Origin of the sequence: Nonomuraea sp. MTCD27 (assembly GCF_041950495.1) — a bacterium.
Classification (GTDB): domain Bacteria; phylum Actinomycetota; class Actinomycetes; order Streptosporangiales; family Streptosporangiaceae; genus Nonomuraea.
Window position 1 is genome coordinate 246,360 of sequence record NZ_JBGNUW010000006.1, and the last position, 17,377, is coordinate 263,736.

The window sequence follows — 17,377 nt, forward strand, 5'->3', positions numbered from 1 at the left end:
ACAGCGCCACAGCGCCACCCTGCAGCCTCCCCCGAGGCGGGGACGGTCACGCCTCCACGGGCACGTGGGCCTTGATCGCCACGCTCGTGAGGGCGAACAGCAGCTCCAGGTCCGGCTCCGCGTCCACCTGCACGGCCACCCAGGCGCGGTCGGGGCAGGCGTGCACCTGGTCGCATTCGCTCAGGTAGGGCCCGAGCCGGTCGATCGCGGGGGCGGTCAGGCGCACCTGCACCTCGGCCGAGCCGGTCAGCCGCAGGATCTCGGTGCCGCGCACGGCGAAGACGGGGCCGCGCCGGGTGTCGCTCACCACCAGCGCCGGCCAGGACCGCAACTCCGCCACCGCACGGGCCACGTACGGCCCCCGGCGTTCAGCCGCCCGCCACCGGGCGGTAATTCCTGCCACACCTCAATGCTGCGCCACGGCCGCACCCCGCGTCAGCGTCCGTTCCGCAACCGTTATCCACGCCCTCGACCGCAGGGCGAGTACGCCGCGCCGCGATTTCACGATCTGACCGCTACGTATTGACGCCTTCCGCAGCCCGGAGTTAACGTCGTCTCATAATTAAAAGGAAACTTTCCTAATAGTTTCCTAGGCATCCCACCCCCCGTACACCCCCCAACCGGATGTCGGAGCATCATGAGACACACCATCCTGAGCAAGGTCCTCGCCGGGCTGGCGGCCTTAGTGCTGCCCCTCACAGCGGTCGTCGCCGCCCCGGCCGGGGCTTCGGCCGCGTCCGCGGCGCAGGCCGCGTTCGCCGACTGGGCGCCGTGGACGGCGTACCCGGCGGGCACGCGCGTCACGTACAACGGCGTCGAGTACGAATGCGTCCAGAGCCACACCTCCCAGCCCGGCTGGGAGCCCCCGAACGTGCCGGCCCTGTGGAAGACCACGGGCGGCGGCGGCACGGACACGGCCGCGCCGACCGTCCCCGGCAACCTGCGCTCCACCGGCGTCACCAACACCAGCGTCTCACTCGCCTGGAACGCCTCCACCGACAACGTCGCCGTCACCGGCTACGAGATCTACCGCGGCGGCACCCTCGTCACCACCGTCACCGGCACCACCCACACCGACACCGGCCTGACCGCCAACACCGCCTACACCTACACCGTCCGCGCCCGCGACGCCGCCGGCAACCGCTCCGCCAACAGCAACACCGTCAGCGCCACCACGACGGGCGGCGGCACGGACACGGCCGCGCCGACCGTCCCCGGCAACCTGCGCTCCACCGGCGTCACCAACACCAGCGTCACACTCGCCTGGAACGCCTCCACCGACAACGTCGCCGTCACCGGCTACGAGATCTACCGCGGCGGCACCCTCGTCACCACCGTCACCGGCACCACCCACACCGACACCGGCCTGACCGCCAACACCGCCTACACCTACACCGTCCGCGCCCGCGACGCCGCCGGCAACCGCTCCGCCAACAGCAACTCCGTCAGCGCCACGACCACGGGCGGCACCGGCGGCGGGGGTAACAAGGTGCTCGGCTACTTCGTGCAGTGGGGCGTCTACCAGCGCGGCTACCACGTCAAGAACATCGACACCAGCGGCTCCGCGGCCAAGCTGACCCACATCAACTACGCCTTCGGCAACGTGCAGAACGGCCAGTGCACGATCGGCGACAGCTACGCCGACTACGACCGCTTCTACCAGGCGGGCGAGAGCGTGGACGGCGTCGCCGACACCTGGGACGCCGGCGCGCTGCGCGGCAGCTTCAACCAGCTGCGCAAGCTCAAGCAGAAGCACCCGCACCTGAAGGTGCTGTTCTCCTTCGGCGGCTGGACCTGGTCCGGCGGCTTCGGCCAGGCCGCGCAGAACCCGGCCGCCTTCGCCAACTCCTGCTACAACCTGGTCGAGGACCCGCGCTGGGCGGACGTCTTCGACGGCATCGACATCGACTGGGAATACCCGAACGCCTGCGGCCTGACCTGCGACACCAGCGGACCGGCCGCGTTCAGGAACGTCATGTCGGCCCTGCGCACCCGCTTCGGCTCCAACTACCTGGTCACCGCCGCCATCACCGCCGACGGCAACAACGGCGGCAAGATCGACGCGGCCGACTACGGCGGCGCCGCGCAGTACGTGGACTGGTACAACGTCATGACCTACGACTACTTCGGCGCCTGGGCGGCCCAGGGCCCGACGGCCCCGCACTCGCCGCTCAACAACTACAGCGGCATCCCGATCGCCGGCTTCTACTCCGACAACGCGATCCAGAAGCTCAAGAGCAAGGGCGTGCCGGCGAGCAAGCTGCTGCTCGGCATCGGCTTCTACGGGCGCGGCTGGACCGGCGTCACGCAGGCCGCACCAGGAGGCACGGCCACGGGGGCGGCGCCGGGGACGTACGAGCAGGGCATCGAGGACTACAAGGTCCTCAAGACGCGCTGCCCGGCCACCGGCACGGTCGCGGGCACCGCGTACGCTCACTGCGGCAACCAGTGGTGGAGCTACGACACGCCGGCCACGATCGGCGGCAAGATGAGCTACTCGAAGAACCAGGGCCTCGGCGGCGCGTTCTTCTGGGAGCTCAGCGGTGACACCACCAACGCCGAGCTGCTCACGGCCATGAAGACCGGCCTGGGCTGACCGGACGGGGCCGGCCCTCCGCGCCTGGGGGCCGGCCCACCCCTCAGCCCAGCTCGCTCAGCTGGTCGGCCGTCAGCGACACCGTCGAGGCGGCCAGGTTCTCCTCCAGGTGGGCGATCGAGGAGGTGCCGGGGATCGGCGCCACGACCGGGGAGCGGGCCAGCAGCCAGGCCAGGCTGACCTGCGAAGGCGTGGCCCCGACGGCCTTGGCGACGTGCTCCACCGGGCTGCCGGGCGCGGCCAGGGCGCCCTTGGCGACGGGGCTGTAGGGGATGAACGCGATGCCCTGCGCCGCGCAGTGGTCCAGCACGCCCTCGGAGTCCCTGAGGGTGAGGTTGTAGCGGTTCTGGACGCTGGCGATCTCGACGACGCGCCGCGCCCGCTCCAGCTGCTCGACGGTCACCTCCGACAGGCCGATCGCGTCGATCTTGCCCTCGTCCCGCAGCGCCTTGAGCTCGCCGACCTGGTCCTCCAGTGGCACCTGCGGGTCGACGCGGTGCAGCTGCAGCAGGTCCAGCCGGTCCACGCCGAGCCGGCGCAGGCTCATCTCGACCTCCTGCCGCAGATACTCCGGCCGCCCCACGGCATGCCACTGGCCGGGCCCCGTGCGCACGAACCCGGCTTTGGTCGCGACCAGCAACCCCTCCGGGTACGGGTGCAGCGCCTCGCGGATCAGCTCCTCGTTGACGTACGGGCCGTAGGAGTCGGCGGTGTCGATCAGGTTCACACCCAGCTCGACCACCCTGCGCAGGACCCGGACGGCCCCGTCGCGGTCGCCGGGCGGCCCCCAGACGCCGGGCCCCGTGAGGCTCATGGCCCCGTATCCGAGGCGGTGCACGGTCTTGCCGCCGATGGCGATCGTGCCGGTGGACGGGAGCGATATGGGCATGCGGTCTCTCACCTCGTGTGTGACGTTCCAAGTCCGTGATGCAACGGATACGTGGTCAATCTTCCCTATCACCCCACCGATGAATACCTTTCGGGGCACGTGCGAATTTTGACCCGGTTCACCCTCCACGTTTCGAGGAGCAGCATGCGTTCCCGTTTACGTAAAGGCGTGCTCGGCACCATCACCGCCATGGCCGTGGCCCTGTCCCCCCTCACCCTCGCCGGCCCGGCGGAGGCGCACTCGGGCGCCCATTCCGTCCGCAAGCTGGTGCAGGCCGTCTCAGGCAAGAACGTCAAGAAGCACCTGTACGCGTTGCAGGCCATCGCCAACGCCAACGGCGGCACCCGCGTCTCCGGGACCCCCGGCTTCGACGCCTCCCGCGACTACGTGGCCCGCAAGCTGCGCGGCGCCGGTTACGACGTGACGATCCAGCCCTTCGAGTTCACCTTCGACGGCTACGTCACCCCGCCCGTGCTCAAGCGCACCAGCGGGGAGCAGAAGACGTACACGTACGGATTCTTCAGCGACTACGTCGCCATGCAGGACTCCCCCGCGGGCGCCGTCAGCGGCACGCTGCAGCCGGTGGACCTGGTGCTGCCGCCGGGGCCGGCCGCCAACTCCTCGTCCTCGGGCTGCGAGGCGAGCGACTTCGCCGGGTTCGTCGCCGGCAACATCGCGCTGATGCAGCGCGGCACGTGCAGCTTCCGCATCAAGGTGGACAACGCCATCGCCGCCGGGGCCTCCGGGGCCGTCGTGTTCAACGAGGGGCAGGAGGGCCGCACCGAGATCGACTTCAACCCGGTGCTCGGCGGGCCGGGCGTGACGATCCCCTCCTTCTTCACCAGCTTCGAGGTCGGCGACGAGCTGGCCGCCACGGCGGGCACCACCGTGCAGATGAACTGGGACCCGATCGTGGAGACCAGGACCACGTACAACGTGATCGCGCAGAGCAGGAAGGGCGACCCGGACAACGTCGTCATGCTCGGCGCCCACCTGGACAGCGTCCAGGAGGGGCCCGGCATCAACGACAACGGCTCGGGCAGCGCCGGGGTCCTGGAGGTCGCGCTGCAGATGGCCAAGACCAGGCCGAAGAACCAGATGCGCTTCGCCTTCTGGGGCGCCGAGGAGTTCGGGCTGCTCGGCTCCGACCACTACGTGACCTCGTTGACGGAGGAGGAGCGGGCCAGGATCGCCCTCTACCTCAACTTCGACATGATCGCCTCGCCCAACTACACGTTCGGGATCTACGACGGCGACGGCGACGCGTTCGGCACCGCCGGGCCCGCCGGATCCGACGTGATCGAGGAGGACTTCGAGAAGTTCTTCGCCGGGCGCGGGCTGCCGTTCACGGCGACGGCCTTCACCGGCCGATCCGACTACGGGCCGTTCATCGAGGTGGGCATCCCGTCGGGCGGGCTGTTCACCGGGGCCGAGGTGCTCAAGACCGAGGAGGAGGCGGCGATCTTCGGCGGGACGGCGGGCATCCCGCTCGACCCGTGCTACCACAGCGTCTGTGACACGATCAGGAACGTCAACGACCGGGCGCTGGACGTGAACTCGGACGCCATCGCGACGCTGGCGGGGACGTACGCGTACTCCACCGGCAGCATCGGCGCCACGACGCCGGCCCCGGCCGCCCGCACCGCCCACACGCCCCATACCCACAAGCCGGCCGACGCCGCCGGCTGACCGGCCCCGCCCCGCGCCTCCCCCGCCCGCGGCACTCCGGTTGCGGTCCTTGAGGAGGGGGAGGCGGGGGGTGCGCCGACCGCGGTGCGGCGGCCACCGCCCGCTCCGCCGGAAGGATCCCGGCCGAAGCACGGGCCGGCGGTGTCAGGGGGTGCCGGGGCGTTGGTGGCCGAAGCGGACCGGTTTGGGGCCGTGCAGGCGGACCTCCGGGTCCGGCATCGCCTGCTCGCGCCCCGCCCGCTCCACTGCGGCCTCCACGACCGCCGGCTCCTCCCCGGCGGCCACGATCCGGCGGACCAGCCGCTCGCGCAGCCCCGCCGCCACCTCCGCGTGCGACGCGTACCCGGCCAGGTTGACCAGCTCGTGCGGGTCGTTCTCCAGGTCGTACAGGGCCTGCTCGCGGTAGCGGGAGGCGGCCGACACGTCCCAGGGGTGGGCGTCCTCGGCGACGGCGTAGTACTTCCACCGCGACGTGCGGATGCCGCGTCCCACCTCCGACTCGCTCACCTGGAAGAACACCTCCTCCGGCCACTCGGCGGACCGGGGGTCGCGGATCAGGGGCAGGAAGGAGCGGCCCTGCATCTCCTCGGGCACGGGCAGCCCGGCGGCCTCCAGCAGCGTGGGCGGCAGGTCGATGGTGCTGACCGGGCGCGAGATCGCGCCGCCGCCGTCGAAGCCGGGCCCGCGCAGCGCCAGCGGCACGCGCAGGGAGGCGTCGTGGCAGGAGCGCTTGTACTCGCCGTTGCGGGTCTTGAAGTGGTTGCCGTGGTCGGAGGTGTACGCGACGATCGTGTCGTCCAGCAGGTCCATGCTGCGCAGCGCGTCCAGGAGCCGGCCCAGGCCCTCGTCCAGGCGCTTGACCTGGCCCAGGTAGCCGCCCATGTGCTGGTGGGCCGTGCCGCCGAGCGCGGCCAGGTCCGGCGGCATCCAGCGGCCCTGATAGCGCTCCTCGTAACCCTCGGGCGCCGGGTAGTTGTCCACCTCGTTCTGGTGGTGCGGCTCCAGGAACGACAGGAACAGGTAGAACGGGTCGTCGGCGTGGTCGGCGACGAAGCGCACGGCCGCGTCCACGAGGGCGTCGGAGCGGTAGCCGGGCAGCAGGACGGGGTCGTTCGCCTCGTCGAACACGATGGTGCGGTAGGCGTCGGAGGTGTGCTCCAGGGCGTTGGCCGCCAGCCACGACCGGTAGCCGCCGCGCTGCTCCTCGGGGACCGGCTCGCTGCCGGCCAGGTGCCACTTGCCGATGTAGCCGGTGGCGTAGCCGGCCGCGCCGAAGTGGTGGGCCAGCGTGCGCTCCTCGGGGCGCAGCACGCGGCCGTTGCGGTAGACGCCGGTCGTGGTCGGGTAGCGGCCCGTCTGCAGGGCCGCGCGGGCCGGCGCGCACACCGGCTGCGGGGTGAGCGCGACCGTGGCCTGCGTACCGTTCCTGGCCATTCTGTCGAGGTTCGGGGTGAAGGGACCGACGGTGTCCCACCGCTGCTGGTCGGTGAAGACGACGATCACGTTCGGGCGCAAAAGGAGGACTCCTGTCGAACTATTTGAGGCCGGTCAGCGCGATACCGCGTACGAAGTATCTCTGGGTCAGGATGAACAGGACGGCGGTGGGGACGAAGAGGATCACCGAGCCGGCGGCGGTGAGGTGCCACAGCGTGAAGTACTCCTGGTTGAACAGGGTGAGCCCGACCGGGATGGTGCGCATCTCGGGCGTGCTGGTGGCGACCAGCGGCCAGAGGAACTCGTTCCACTGGAAGACGAACGTGAACAGCCCGAGCACGGCCAGCGCCGGCCGCGTCTGCGGCAGGATGACGCTGCGGTAGATCCGCAGCTCGGAGGCGCCGTCGATACGCGCGGCGCTGATCAGGTCGTCGGGGATGGGCTGGATGAACTGTCGCATGAGGAAGATCCCGAACGCGTCCATGAGGAACGGCGTGATCAATCCCTGGTACGTGTTGAGCCAGCCCATGTTGGCCATCAGCACGTACAGCGGGATCATGCGCACGAAGAACGGCACCATCAGCGTGGCCAGCAGGGCCACGAACAGCGTGTTGCGCAGCGGGAACCGGAACTTGGCGAACACGTACCCGACGAGCGGGTCGAACAGCAGGTGCGCCAGCGTGATGAGGCCGGCCACGACGAGGCTGTTGACGATGAAGTTCCCGAACGGCGCCCGGGTGAACAGCTCGGCGTAGTTGCCCCACTGCGGCGACTCCGGCACCAGGACGGCCTCGGCCGACAGCGTCTCGGCCTCGGTCTGCAGCGACAGCGAGAGCATGTAGAGCAGCGGCACGACGGTGACGAGCGAGGCCACGCCGAGCAGGGTGTAGAGCAGCGCCTTGCGCATCAGTACGTGACCTCCCCGCGCCGCCCCGCCCGCAGCTGGACCAGGGTGAACGCCACGATCACGACCAGCAGCAGCACCGACTGCGCCGAGGAGTAGCCGAAGTCCCTGGTGCGGAAGGCGACGTTGAAGATGTGGAAGACCGACAGGTCGGTGGCGTCGCCGGGGCCGCCGCCGGTGATGATGTACGCCTGCCCGAACGCCTGCAGCCCCGAGATGACCGCCATCACCGACACGAACAGCGTGGTCGGGGCGAGCAGCGGCAGCGTGATCCGCCAGAACCGGCGCCAGGCGTCCGCCCCGTCGATCTTGGCGGCCTCGTGGTAGGTCTCCGGGATGCCCTGCAGCCCGGCCAGGAACAGCACCATCGTGTAGCCGACGCTCTGCCAGAGCGTGACGGCGGCGATCGTGAGCAGCGGCGAGGTGTTGAGCCACTGCTGCTCGGGCAGCCCCATCGCGTCCAGCGCCCGGTTCAGCACGCCCAGCTCGGGGTCGAGGATGTTGCGCCACAGCAGCCCGACGATCGCCACCGAGGTCAGGTAGGGCACCAGCAGCAGCACCCGGAAGGCCACCCGCCCCTTGAGCGGCTGGTCGATCGCCATCGCCAGGGCCAGCCCGAGCACGATCGACCCGATCACCACCATCACCGCGAAGCCCACCGTGACCAGGAACGAGTGCCGGACGGAGGGGTCGGCCAGGGCCTGGGTGTAGTTGCCCAGGCCCGTCCACTGGTCGGCCATCGGCCCCGTGCGGAAGCTCGTGGCCACCACGTTGCCGATCGGCAGGTAGAAGAAGGCCGCGAAGAACAGGATCGCCGGGAGCAGGAAGAGGTAGGCGGTCCTGGCGTAGCGGCCGGACAACGTGCGGGGCCTCACTTCAGGAAGCCCTCCGCCGTCTCGGCGAACTTGGGCAGCACCTCGGCGGCCGGCTGGTTCTGGATGATCACCTGCTGGTACATGACCTTGAGCTGCTCGTCCCACTTGCCGAGCTGGCCGGTCAGGCGCACCTCCTGGGAGGAGTCCTTCGCGTACGGCAGCGCGTCGGCGAAGACCTTAATGACCTCGTTCGACTGCACCTCGGGCAGCTCGGTCCAGGAGACGCGCGGCATGAGCATGCCCGTCTCCTTGGTGGCGGCCTGCTCGACCTCGATGGCCGTGATGCGCTTGATGAAGTCCCACGACAGGTCGGGCCGGGCCGCCTTGGCGGGCACGAACATGCTCACCCCGGCCGCCTGCGTGGCCTGCGTCTTGTGCTTCAGCGGCGGCGCGACGCCGAGCTCGATGTCGGGGCTGGTCTTCTTGATCGGGTCCAGGTCCCAGGGGCCGGTGAAGATCATCGCGGCGCGCTTGGCCGAGAACAGCTTCTGCGGTCCCGAGTAGTCGGTGCCGGACACCGGCACGGGGGCGACCTTGTGTTTGTGGATCAGGTCGGCCTGGAACTGCAGGGCGGCGACCGCGTCCTCGATGGGCGTCATGACCTTGCCGGTCTGCGGGTCGTACGGGGTGACGCCGGCCTGGGTGAGCCAGGGCCAGACGTAGAGGTAGTCCTGGTTGAGCGCGACGCCGTACACGCCGTCCTTGGTCAGCTTCTTCGCCGCGTCGAGGAACTCCTCCCAGGTGGTCGGCACCTCGACCCCGGCGTCCCTGAGCATGGCCTTGTTGTAGAAGAGGGTGTTGCAGGTCAGGTGGAGCTGCACGCCGTACACCTTGCCCTGGTACGAGTTGCGCTCGACCGTCACCGGCTGCCAGTCCGAGGGGAAGCCCATGGCCTGGCCGTCGCGGTCCACGTAGTCCTGCAGCGAGCGGGCGTTGCCGGAGACGGCGAACTCCTGCACCCACCCGCCGGGCTCCTCCACCAGGTCGGGCACGGTCCCGGAGGCGAAGTCGGCCAGCAGCCTGGTGCGCAGGTCGGGCCACTGGTACTTCTGCAGGTTGACCTTGACCTTGTTGGCCTGCTCGAACTCGGCGATCACCTTGCGGTAGGCCTGGTAGTCGTGGCCCGCGTTCCAGTAGACGGTGAAGGTGCCGGGGGCGGCGGAGCTCTGCGTGGTCGGCGCTCCCGCGCAGGAGGACAGGACGGGCACCGCGGCGGCCGCCCCGACGAGTCGGAGCAGGTCACGGCGTGAGGGGTGGGAAGGCATCTCGGATTTCCCTTCTAGGACGAGCCCCGCCGCATGAAGGTCCAGGAGCGGACGATCTCGCGGGCGGGCGGCGGCTCCTCGGCCTGGAGGCGGTCGAAGAGCAGGCGTACGACGTCGGTGTAGTCGTGCCGGATCGGGCCGACCGTGCTGAGCTGCGGATTGCTGATGAGACCCTCGTCGATGTTGCCCGCGCCGACGATCGCGACGTCGCCGGGCACGCTCAGCCCCAGGTCCCGGGCGGCCCAGATGGCACTGATCGCCGCCCGGTCGGAGGCGGCGAAGATCGCGTCGGGCCGGTCGGGGGAGCGCAGGAGCTCGGTCGCCGTCTGGTACGCCGACACGCGGTCGTCGGCGCCCCCGGTGACGATCCGCTCCTGCACGCCGTGCCGGTCCAGGGCGGTGCTGTAGCCGAGGAGCCGCCCCGCGGGCCGGTCGCGGTAGAGCTCGTGCCGGTGCGCCATGAACGCGATCCGCCGCCGGCCCGTGGCCAGCAGGTGCTCGACCGCCTCGGCGCACGCCTCCGTCTCCGGGGTGCGTACGACGTCGCAGCCCGCCAGCCCGCTCTCGTTGCTCAGCACCACCATCGGCAGCCCGGTGGCGGCCAGCCCGCCGAGCAGGTCCTGGGTGAGGTGGTCGCCGACGACGTTGATCAGGGCGCCGTCGGCGATGCCGCCGCGCAGCACGTCGATGGCGGCGTTCGCGCGGGCCTCGGAGTAGACGGCGAGCGAGACCACGGAGTAGCCCCGCGCGTCGGCCATCTCGTGCAGGTCCGTGGCCAGCCGCTCGTCGGTGGGCACGCCGCCGAACGAGCTCAGCACCAGGCAGACCCGCTGGGTGCGGCGCTTGCGCAGGCTCCTGGCGGCCTGGTTGGGGGTGTAGCCGAGCTGCCTGGCGGCATCGAGCACCCGCTGCCTGGTCTCGGCGGCCACGGGTCGGTCGCGGCCGCTGAGGACGTAGGAGACGGTCGCCACTGACACGTTCGCCAGCTCGGCCACTTGTCGCGCTGTTGGTCTCATGTTAGTCGAATAACCTAGCATTCCCTACAGGGATATGGGGAAATTTGTCGGCTCGGATCTCGGTGAGCAGGTCAATGTATGGAGAGTCTTCACCTCTCGGCCGCCGGCCGGTGTGAAACGATTAACACCGTATTCCTCACGTGCCGCCCGGGCAATAGGTGAGCGCGTTTCAGCCGAGAACGCGGACGGGGTCGGCCAGCAGGCCGAGGAACGCCTCCATCCAGGCGGCGGCCACCGCGCCGTCGACCGCACGCCGATCGACCGACAGCGTCACCCGCAGCACCGGGCCGGCCTTCACCCGGCCGCCCCTGACCACCGGCTCCTCCCGCACCGCCCCCACGGCGAGGGCCGCGGACCGGGCCGGGCCGACGGTGGCGGCGACCTCCGCCACGTCGTGCGGGCCGAGGCTCGTCACGGTCATGACCCCGCCCTCCAGCTCGTCGCTCCGGAGCGTCCCGGCCCTGGCCCGGCCGGCGAGCTCCTCGACGGCGGCGGCGACGGAGGTGAGGGACTGCCGCTCCACCGACCTGAGCACGGGGGCGACCGGGCCGCCGTCGGCGGAGACGGCCAGGTCCACCGTCTCGAACGTCCTGGTGCCCTCCGGGGTCCGGGCGACGTTCATGGCGGGGACCAGCCGGTACGCGTGCGCGGCCGCCTTGATCACGAAGTCGGTGACGGAGACGGGTCGGCCGGTGCCGTCGCCGAGGCGCCGGCGGAGCTTGAGCAGCCTGTCCAGCTGAGCCGTGCCGCGCAGGCAGAGGTGCTGCTCGCCCCCGGCCTCCCGGCCGCTCGGATGCGCCGTCATCTCGGTGAGCGCGGCGGCCACCTCCTCGTCCCTGGCGATGGCCGCCCGCTCCAGCACCTTGCTGATGCTCGGCGACGCCTCCCCGCCGGTCACCCGCCGCACCGGCTGCTCCAGCCGGCCGAAGAAGCGGCGCTGGAGTTCGTCGGCCAGCCACCCGCCGTAGGACGGCCCCACCGGCCCCTGCTCGGCGATGAGCACGTTGCGCGTCTTCCCGACGCTGGCCCCGATCGTCTCCCAGTCCAGGCTGGCCCGGTCGAGCCAGCGCAGGTCGATCACCTCCGCGTCCACCCCGGACGCCTCGACCGCCCGCAGCACGTACGAGGTCATCGCCAGGTACGTCAGCACGGTCACCCGCGACCCGGCCCGGCGCACGGCCGCCCGCCCGACCGGCAGGCAGTAGTCCAGGTCGTCCACCGGGCACTCCCCGGTCGAGTTGTACAGGTCGACGTGCTCCAGCACGACGACGGGGTCGCGGCAGAGCAGCGCGCTGTTCATCAGCCCCACGTAGTCGAACGGCGTCGTGGGCGCCACGATCCGCCAGCCGGGGGCGGTGGCGAAGAGGCCGGCGGGGTCCATGGAGTGCTGGGAGCCGTACCCGGTTCCCATGGCGACCTTGCTGCGCAGGACGAGCGGCATGGCGTCGTCGCCCCCGTACATGTGCCTGGCCTTGGCGATCTGGTTGAAGAGCTGGTCGGCGGCGACCCACATGAAGTCGGCGTACATGAGCTCGACCACCGGCGTGTACCGGCCGTCCGAGGCGATGCCGCCGGCCAGGCCGGTGAAGGCGTTCTCGCTGATGGGGGTGCCCAGGACGCGGTCGGGGAAGGACTCCTTGAGCCCGCGGGTGGCGCCGTTGGTGCCGCCGTTGAGCCGGTGCACGTCCTCGCCGAGCACGACGATCGACTCGTCCGTACGCATGCGCCGCGCCATCACCTTGGCCACGGCGTCGATGAACTTCCGCTCGGCCAGCTCCCCCGTGAACGTGTCCCGGTCCGCCGTCCGCGCGCCCGCGAACTCGGCGAGGTCGCCGCGCACGCCCACGTGCGCGAATCCCGGGTCGGGCCACTCGGCCGGCCGGATCCTGCGCTGTCCCGGCCGGCCGCCGGGGACGGGCTCGATCAGGACGCCGCCCACGTCCGCCATGAGCTCCCTGGCCCGCGCGGCGGCGGCGTCGACGTCGGGGCGCCCGAGGAGGCCGCGGCGCGACAGGTGGCCGGCCAGCCGCTCGATCGGGTCGCGGGCCCGCCACTCCCGCTCCTCCTCCTTGGTCCGGTAGCCGAAGGCGCTGCCGGGCAGGGGGCCGTTCTGGTGGAAGTAGCGGTAGACGTCCGCCTCGACGAGGGCGGGGCCGCGGCCCGCCCGCAGGTGCCCGAGCACCTCGCGCATGGCCAGGTGGACGGCCAGCGGGTCCATGCCGTCCACCTTCCAGCTGGCCACGCCGAAGCCGGGGCCGCGGGCCGACAGGCGCGGCTCGGCGGTCGCCTCGGCCACGCCGGTGGAGACGGCGTAGCGGTTGTTCTCGACGAAGAAGCAGAGCGGCAGCCGCCAGGCGGCGGCCAGGTTGAGCGTCTCCAGCGTGGAGCCGATGTTGGCGGCCCCGTCGCCGAAGTACGTGACCGCGACCGCCCCGGTCCCCGCCCGCCGGTGCGCCCACGCCGACCCCGCCGCGAACGGCACGCCGCCCCCGACGATCGCGTTGGTGCCGATCGCCCCGGCCTCCTCCCAGCGCAGGTGCATGGAGCCGCCCCGGCCGTGGCTGAAGCCCCGGTCCAGGCCGCAGATCTCGGCGAGCGTGCGCAGCAGCACCTCGCGCACCTCGGGCGAGAAGTCCCTGGTCGGATCGATGCCCTTCGGCTCCACGTACGCCAGCGCCTTGGCCAGGAACTGGTGGTGCCCCCGGTGGGAGCCGTTGACCGTGTCGCCCGGCGCCAGCGACAGGACCGAGCCGACCGCGCCGCCCTCCTGGCCGATGCTGGAGTGGGCCGGGCCGTGCACCAGGCCCGACCGGGCGAGGTCGAGCACGTACTCCTCGAACGTCCTGATCAGCAGGAGCTGGCCGAGCATGCTCGTCAGCAGGTGGGGGTCGGCGGCGTCCCAGTCCTCGTCGGTGGCGACGACCTCGACCCAGGGCGCGGGCGGTTCGAGCCCGTGATGCTGGGGCATTCCTCAGCCTTACACGCTCTGGATCCAAAGAACAGTCCTTACAGCCCTCCGAGGGCGGACGTAGGCTGGATTGGATCCAAAAGGGAAGGGGCCGGTATGAGCGGACTTCCAGGGCTGAGCCGGGTGGACCACATCGGCTTCACGGTGCCCGATCTGGAGGAGGCCAGGGAGTTCCTGGTGGACGTGCTCGGCTGCGAGTACATGTACTCGCTCGGCCCCTACCGGCACGACGACGGCCCGTGGATGAAGGAGCACCTCAACGTGCATCCGCGGGCCGTGATGGAGCGGCTGCACTTCTTCAGGTGCGGCGGCCAGGCGATCTTCGAGGTGTTCCAGTACTCGGCGCCGGGCCGGCATCCCGAGGTGCCCAGGAACAGCGACGTCGGCGGGCACCACGTGGCGCTGTACGTGGAGGACATCGACGCCGCCGTGGCCTACCTGCGGGAGCGCGGGGTCCAGGTGCTCGGCGAGCCCACCGCCAGCAGGGGGCCCAGCGAGGGGCAGCGGTGGGTGTACTTCCTGGCGCCGTGGGGAATGCAGTTCGAGCTGGTGTCGTACCCGGGTGGCAAGGCGTTCGACCGTGCGGGTGCCTGAGAGCGAGCGGGTGGCCGCGCACCTGCGCGAGGCCATACTCAGCGGCGCGATCGCGCCCGGGGAACGCATCCGGCAGGAGGAGCTGGCCGAGCGGCTCGGGGCCAGCCGGCTGCCCGTGCGCGAGGCGCTGCGCATGCTGGCGGCCGAGGGGCTCACCGAGCACCACCCGCGCAGGGGCGCGAGGGTGCCCCGGCTCGGCGGGCACGAGGTGGACGTGATCTACCAGATGCGCGAGCGGCTCGAACCCCTCGCCCTGACCGAGAGCATCCCCCACCTGACCGCCGGCGACCACCGCAGGCTCGGGCTGATCCAGGACAAGATCGAGGCCAACACCGACATCGGCGAGTTCCTGGCGCTCGACCGCGAGTTCCACCTGCTGACCTACTCCGGGTGCGGCATCGAGCAGCTCTCGTCGATGGTCGTGCGGATGTGGAACGCGACCCAGCACTACCGGCGGGCGTTCATGCGGCTGACCGGCCCGTCGCGGCGGTGGGTGGTCAACGCCGAGCACCGGCTGCTGCTGGACGCGATCGAACGGCGCGACGCCGTGGATGCGGAACGGTACCTGAGCGGTCATATCAGGCGTACCCGGGTAGAGCTTTCACAGCACCCGGAAGTGTTCGGGGACGGAGGTAAACGGGGATGACGGGGATGATCGTGAACGGCGCGGCCGTGGAGGCGGGGTCCGATCCGGACACCCCGCTGCTCGACGTGCTGCGCGGCGAGCTGGGGCTGGTGGGGACCCGGTTCGGCTGCGGGGTGGGGTTGTGCGGGGCGTGCTTCGTGCTGCTCGACGGGCGGGTCACGGCGGCCTGCGACACACCGCTGTCGGCCTGCGAGGGGCGGGAGGTGGTGACGGTCGAGGGGCTGGCTGCCGGTGACTCCCTGCACCCGGTGCAGCGGGCGATCCTGGAGGAGCAGGCGGGGCAGTGCGGCTACTGCCTGTCGGGGATCATGGTCAGCGCCGCCGCGCTGCTGGCCGCCGACCCCCGGCCGGACGAGGAGGCGGTGGTGGCGGCGCTCGACCGCAACCTGTGCCGCTGCGGGGTCCAGCGGCGCGTGGTCCGCGCCGTGCTGAAGGCGGCGGAATGAGCGGCGACGACGCGGTCACGGTGCGGGACGACGGGATCGTCCTGGTCCGGGCCGGGAAGGTGGAGCTGGGGCAGGGGGTGCTCACGGCGCTGGCCCAGATCGCGGCCGACGCGCTGGGGGCCGACCTGGGGCAGGTGCGAATCCTGCCCGCCCGTACGGGTGCGGGGCCGGACGAGGGGATCACGGCGGGGAGCCGGTCGATCTCCCACTCGGGCCCGCCGCTGCGCGAGGCGTGCGCCCGCGTCAGGGCCGCCTGCGCCGCCGAGGCAGCCCGCCGCTGGGGCGTCGCCCCCGGCGAGGTGACGGTACGGCGCGGCGAGTTCCGCTGCGGCGACCTGACCGCGACCTACGCCGACCTGGCCAAAGCGGCCGGCCCGGGCGCACACCCCGGTGGCCCGCCCGTCGGCCCCGCCCCGGAGGCCACGGTGAACGCCGTGGAGGCGGCGCCGGTGTACGTGGGGGTCAGCGTGCCCAGGCTCGACCTGCCCGACAAGGTCGCCGGGCGGCCCAGGTTCGTCCACGACCTGCGCCTGCCGGGCCAGCTCTACGGCCGGGTGCTGCGCCCGCCCTCCCCCGCCGCCCGGCTGCGCCACCTCACCCCCCAGCCGGACCTGCGCGTGGTGCGCGACGGCTCGTTCCTGGGCGTGCTGGCCGAGACCGAACCCGAGGCGGACCGCGCCCTGAACCGGCTGCGCAAGGCCGCCGAATGGGACGACCGCGACACCCTGCCCGACGAGCACGACCTGCGCACCTTCCTCCGCACCGGCCCGCACGAAACCGTCCGCGTGCGGGAACCGGCCGGGGAAAGACCTGACGGGGAGCTACGGACGGCCACCTACAGCAGGCCCTTCATCGCCCACGCCTCGATCGCCCCGAGCTGCGCCGCCGCCCGCTGGAACGCCGACGGCACCCTGGAGGTCTGGAGCCACACCCAGGGCGTCCACCCGCTCAGGACGGCCCTGGCCCGGATCCTGGGCCTGGACGAGGAGCGGATCGAGGTGCGCCACGTCGAGGGCGCCGGCTGCTACGGCCACAACGCCGCCGACGACGTGGCGCTCGACGCGGCCCTGCTGGCCCGGGAGGCCGGCGGCCGGCCGGTGCAGGTGCGGTGGAGCAGGCGGGACGAGCTGACGTGGGCGCCGTTCGGCTCGGCCATGTCGGTGGACGTGGCGGCGGTGGTGGACGAGGCCGGGACGGTGCGGTTCTGGGACTACGACGTGTGGAGCCAGGGCCACATCAGCCGCCCGGGTTACGCCGGGGTGCCCGGCCTGCTCGCCGGGGCCCACCTGGAGCGCCCGTGGACGTACCCGGCGGCCACCGACCCGCCGGAGCGGGGAGGCTGGGGGATGACCCGCAACGCGGCGCCGATCTACGACTTCCCGCGGGTCGCGGTGACCGGCCACCGCGTGCTGGAGACGCCGATCCGCTCGTCGGCGCTGCGGTCGCTGGGGGCGTTCATGAACGTCTTCGCGATCGAGTCGTTCATGGACGAGCTGGCCCTGGCCGCCGGGCGCGACCCGCTGGCGTACCGGCTGGACCACCTGGGCGACCCGCGCGGGCAGGAGGTCCTGCGGCGGGCGGCCGCGGCGGCCGGCTGGGGCGCCCCCGGGCTCGGGCTGGGGTTCGCGCAGTACAAGGGTGTGGGCGCGTACTGCGCGGCCGTGGCGGAGGTGGAGGCCGAGCAGGACGTACGGGTGCGCCGCCTGACCATCGCCGTGGACGTCGGCCAGGTCGTCAACCCCGACGGCGTGCGCAACCAGATCGAGGGCGGCGCCACCCAGGCGGTGAGCTGGACGCTGAAGGAGCGGGTGCGGTTCGACCGGCACGCGATCACCAGCGGCGACTGGGAGGCCTACCCGATCCTGCGCTTCAGCGAGGCGCCGGAGGTGGTGGTGGAGCTGGTCGAGCACCCGGGCACGCCGTCGGTGGGCGCGGGCGAGGCGGCTCAGGGCCCGGTGGCGGCGGCGATCGCGAACGCGGTGGCCGCCACGATCGAGGTCCGCGTCCGCGACCTCCCGCTGGACCGGGAAGCGGTGATCAGGGCCATCGAGTGAC

At 71.8% G+C, this 17,377-nt stretch carries 14 protein-coding genes; 6 read left to right on the forward strand and 8 right to left on the reverse strand.

Annotated elements, in window-relative coordinates; translation table 11 throughout:
* Nucleotides 1–46: 46 nt before the first annotated feature.
* Nucleotides 47–403, reverse strand: coding sequence for a luciferase family protein (locus ACBJ59_RS20060; RefSeq protein WP_375111726.1), 357 nt, complete (start codon nucleotides 401–403; stop codon nucleotides 47–49).
* 234 nt (nucleotides 404–637) lie between these two features.
* Between ACBJ59_RS20060 and ACBJ59_RS20065 the strand changes: the two genes are divergently transcribed.
* Nucleotides 638–2,596 carry a glycosyl hydrolase family 18 protein gene (locus ACBJ59_RS20065; protein ID WP_375111727.1) on the forward strand — a complete coding sequence of 653 codons (1,959 nt, stop codon included), beginning with the start codon at nucleotides 638–640 and terminating at the stop codon, nucleotides 2,594–2,596.
* Between the two features lie 43 nt (nucleotides 2,597–2,639).
* Here the strand turns inward: ACBJ59_RS20065 and ACBJ59_RS20070 are convergent, their stop codons facing one another.
* Entirely contained in the window at nucleotides 2,640–3,485 is an 846-nt protein-coding gene (locus ACBJ59_RS20070) for an aldo/keto reductase (protein WP_375111728.1), read from the reverse strand.
* A 144-nt stretch (nucleotides 3,486–3,629) separates the two neighbouring features.
* Between ACBJ59_RS20070 and ACBJ59_RS20075 the strand changes: the two genes are divergently transcribed.
* Nucleotides 3,630–5,174 carry a M28 family metallopeptidase gene (locus ACBJ59_RS20075; RefSeq protein WP_375111729.1) on the forward strand — a complete coding sequence of 515 codons (1,545 nt, stop codon included), beginning with the start codon at nucleotides 3,630–3,632 and terminating at the stop codon, nucleotides 5,172–5,174.
* Nucleotides 5,175–5,318: 144 nt separating this feature from the next.
* On the opposite strand, the gene ACBJ59_RS20080 is transcribed toward ACBJ59_RS20075, so the two are convergent.
* From ACBJ59_RS20080 to ACBJ59_RS20105, 6 genes are all read right to left on the reverse strand, one after another.
* Nucleotides 5,319–6,689, reverse strand: coding sequence for a sulfatase-like hydrolase/transferase (locus tag ACBJ59_RS20080; protein WP_375111730.1), 1,371 nt, complete (start codon nucleotides 6,687–6,689; stop codon nucleotides 5,319–5,321).
* 19 nt (nucleotides 6,690–6,708) lie between these two features.
* Complete coding sequence (locus ACBJ59_RS20085; RefSeq protein ID WP_364136177.1) at nucleotides 6,709–7,515, reverse strand: carbohydrate ABC transporter permease; 807 nt, start codon at nucleotides 7,513–7,515, stop codon at nucleotides 6,709–6,711.
* On the reverse strand, nucleotides 7,515–8,387 hold the full coding sequence (locus ACBJ59_RS20090; protein WP_375111731.1) for a carbohydrate ABC transporter permease: 873 nt from the start codon (nucleotides 8,385–8,387) through the stop codon (nucleotides 7,515–7,517). Before ACBJ59_RS20090 ends, ACBJ59_RS20085 begins: the two co-directional genes overlap by 1 nt.
* A complete protein-coding gene (locus ACBJ59_RS20095) occupies nucleotides 8,384–9,652 on the reverse strand; it encodes an extracellular solute-binding protein (protein WP_375111732.1) in 1,269 nt (422 codons plus the stop codon). The genes ACBJ59_RS20090 and ACBJ59_RS20095 overlap by 4 nt, the downstream gene beginning before the upstream one ends.
* A 14-nt stretch (nucleotides 9,653–9,666) precedes the next feature.
* Nucleotides 9,667–10,668 carry a LacI family DNA-binding transcriptional regulator gene (locus ACBJ59_RS20100; protein ID WP_375111733.1) on the reverse strand — a complete coding sequence of 334 codons (1,002 nt, stop codon included), beginning with the start codon at nucleotides 10,666–10,668 and terminating at the stop codon, nucleotides 9,667–9,669.
* Between the two features lie 169 nt (nucleotides 10,669–10,837).
* Nucleotides 10,838–13,636 (reverse strand): thiamine pyrophosphate-dependent enzyme, encoded by a 2,799-nt coding sequence (locus ACBJ59_RS20105; protein ID WP_375111734.1) that lies wholly within the window; start codon nucleotides 13,634–13,636, stop codon nucleotides 10,838–10,840.
* Nucleotides 13,637–13,732: 96 nt separating this feature from the next.
* On the opposite strand from ACBJ59_RS20105, the gene ACBJ59_RS20110 reads away from it, so the two are divergent.
* Genes ACBJ59_RS20110 through ACBJ59_RS20125 form a run of 4 tightly spaced genes read left to right on the forward strand, consistent with a single transcriptional unit; the run spans nucleotide 13,733 to nucleotide 17,376 of the window.
* Nucleotides 13,733–14,230 (forward strand): VOC family protein, encoded by a 498-nt coding sequence (locus ACBJ59_RS20110; RefSeq protein WP_375111735.1) that lies wholly within the window; start codon nucleotides 13,733–13,735, stop codon nucleotides 14,228–14,230.
* Nucleotides 14,217–14,876, forward strand: coding sequence for a GntR family transcriptional regulator (locus ACBJ59_RS20115; protein WP_375111736.1), 660 nt, complete (start codon nucleotides 14,217–14,219; stop codon nucleotides 14,874–14,876). Before ACBJ59_RS20110 ends, ACBJ59_RS20115 begins: the two co-directional genes overlap by 14 nt.
* On the forward strand, nucleotides 14,873–15,322 hold the full coding sequence (locus ACBJ59_RS20120) for a (2Fe-2S)-binding protein (RefSeq protein WP_375111737.1): 450 nt from the start codon (nucleotides 14,873–14,875) through the stop codon (nucleotides 15,320–15,322). The genes ACBJ59_RS20115 and ACBJ59_RS20120 overlap by 4 nt, the downstream gene beginning before the upstream one ends.
* The gene (locus tag ACBJ59_RS20125) at nucleotides 15,319–17,376 is read left to right on the forward strand and encodes a molybdopterin cofactor-binding domain-containing protein (RefSeq protein ID WP_375111738.1); all 2,058 of its coding nucleotides are present in this window, start codon (nucleotides 15,319–15,321) and stop codon (nucleotides 17,374–17,376) included. The genes ACBJ59_RS20120 and ACBJ59_RS20125 overlap by 4 nt, the downstream gene beginning before the upstream one ends.
* The last annotated feature ends 1 nt before the right edge of the window (nucleotide 17,377 follow it).

Coding starts and splice junctions, on each gene's coding strand:
- ACBJ59_RS20100 (WP_375111733.1), bottom strand. CDS start 10,668: ATGAGACCAACAGCGCGACAAGTGGCCGAGCTGGCGAACGTGTCAGTG.
- ACBJ59_RS20085 (WP_364136177.1), bottom strand. CDS start 7,515: ATGCGCAAGGCGCTGCTCTACACCCTGCTCGGCGTGGCCTCGCTCGTC.
- ACBJ59_RS20070 (WP_375111728.1), bottom strand. CDS start 3,485: ATGCCCATATCGCTCCCGTCCACCGGCACGATCGCCATCGGCGGCAAG.
- ACBJ59_RS20110 (WP_375111735.1), top strand. CDS start 13,733: ATGAGCGGACTTCCAGGGCTGAGCCGGGTGGACCACATCGGCTTCACG.
- ACBJ59_RS20120 (WP_375111737.1), top strand. CDS start 14,873: ATGACGGGGATGATCGTGAACGGCGCGGCCGTGGAGGCGGGGTCCGAT.
- ACBJ59_RS20105 (WP_375111734.1), bottom strand. CDS start 13,636: ATGCCCCAGCATCACGGGCTCGAACCGCCCGCGCCCTGGGTCGAGGTC.
- ACBJ59_RS20095 (WP_375111732.1), bottom strand. CDS start 9,652: ATGCCTTCCCACCCCTCACGCCGTGACCTGCTCCGACTCGTCGGGGCG.
- ACBJ59_RS20065 (WP_375111727.1), top strand. CDS start 638: ATGAGACACACCATCCTGAGCAAGGTCCTCGCCGGGCTGGCGGCCTTA.
- ACBJ59_RS20125 (WP_375111738.1), top strand. CDS start 15,319: ATGAGCGGCGACGACGCGGTCACGGTGCGGGACGACGGGATCGTCCTG.
- ACBJ59_RS20075 (WP_375111729.1), top strand. CDS start 3,630: ATGCGTTCCCGTTTACGTAAAGGCGTGCTCGGCACCATCACCGCCATG.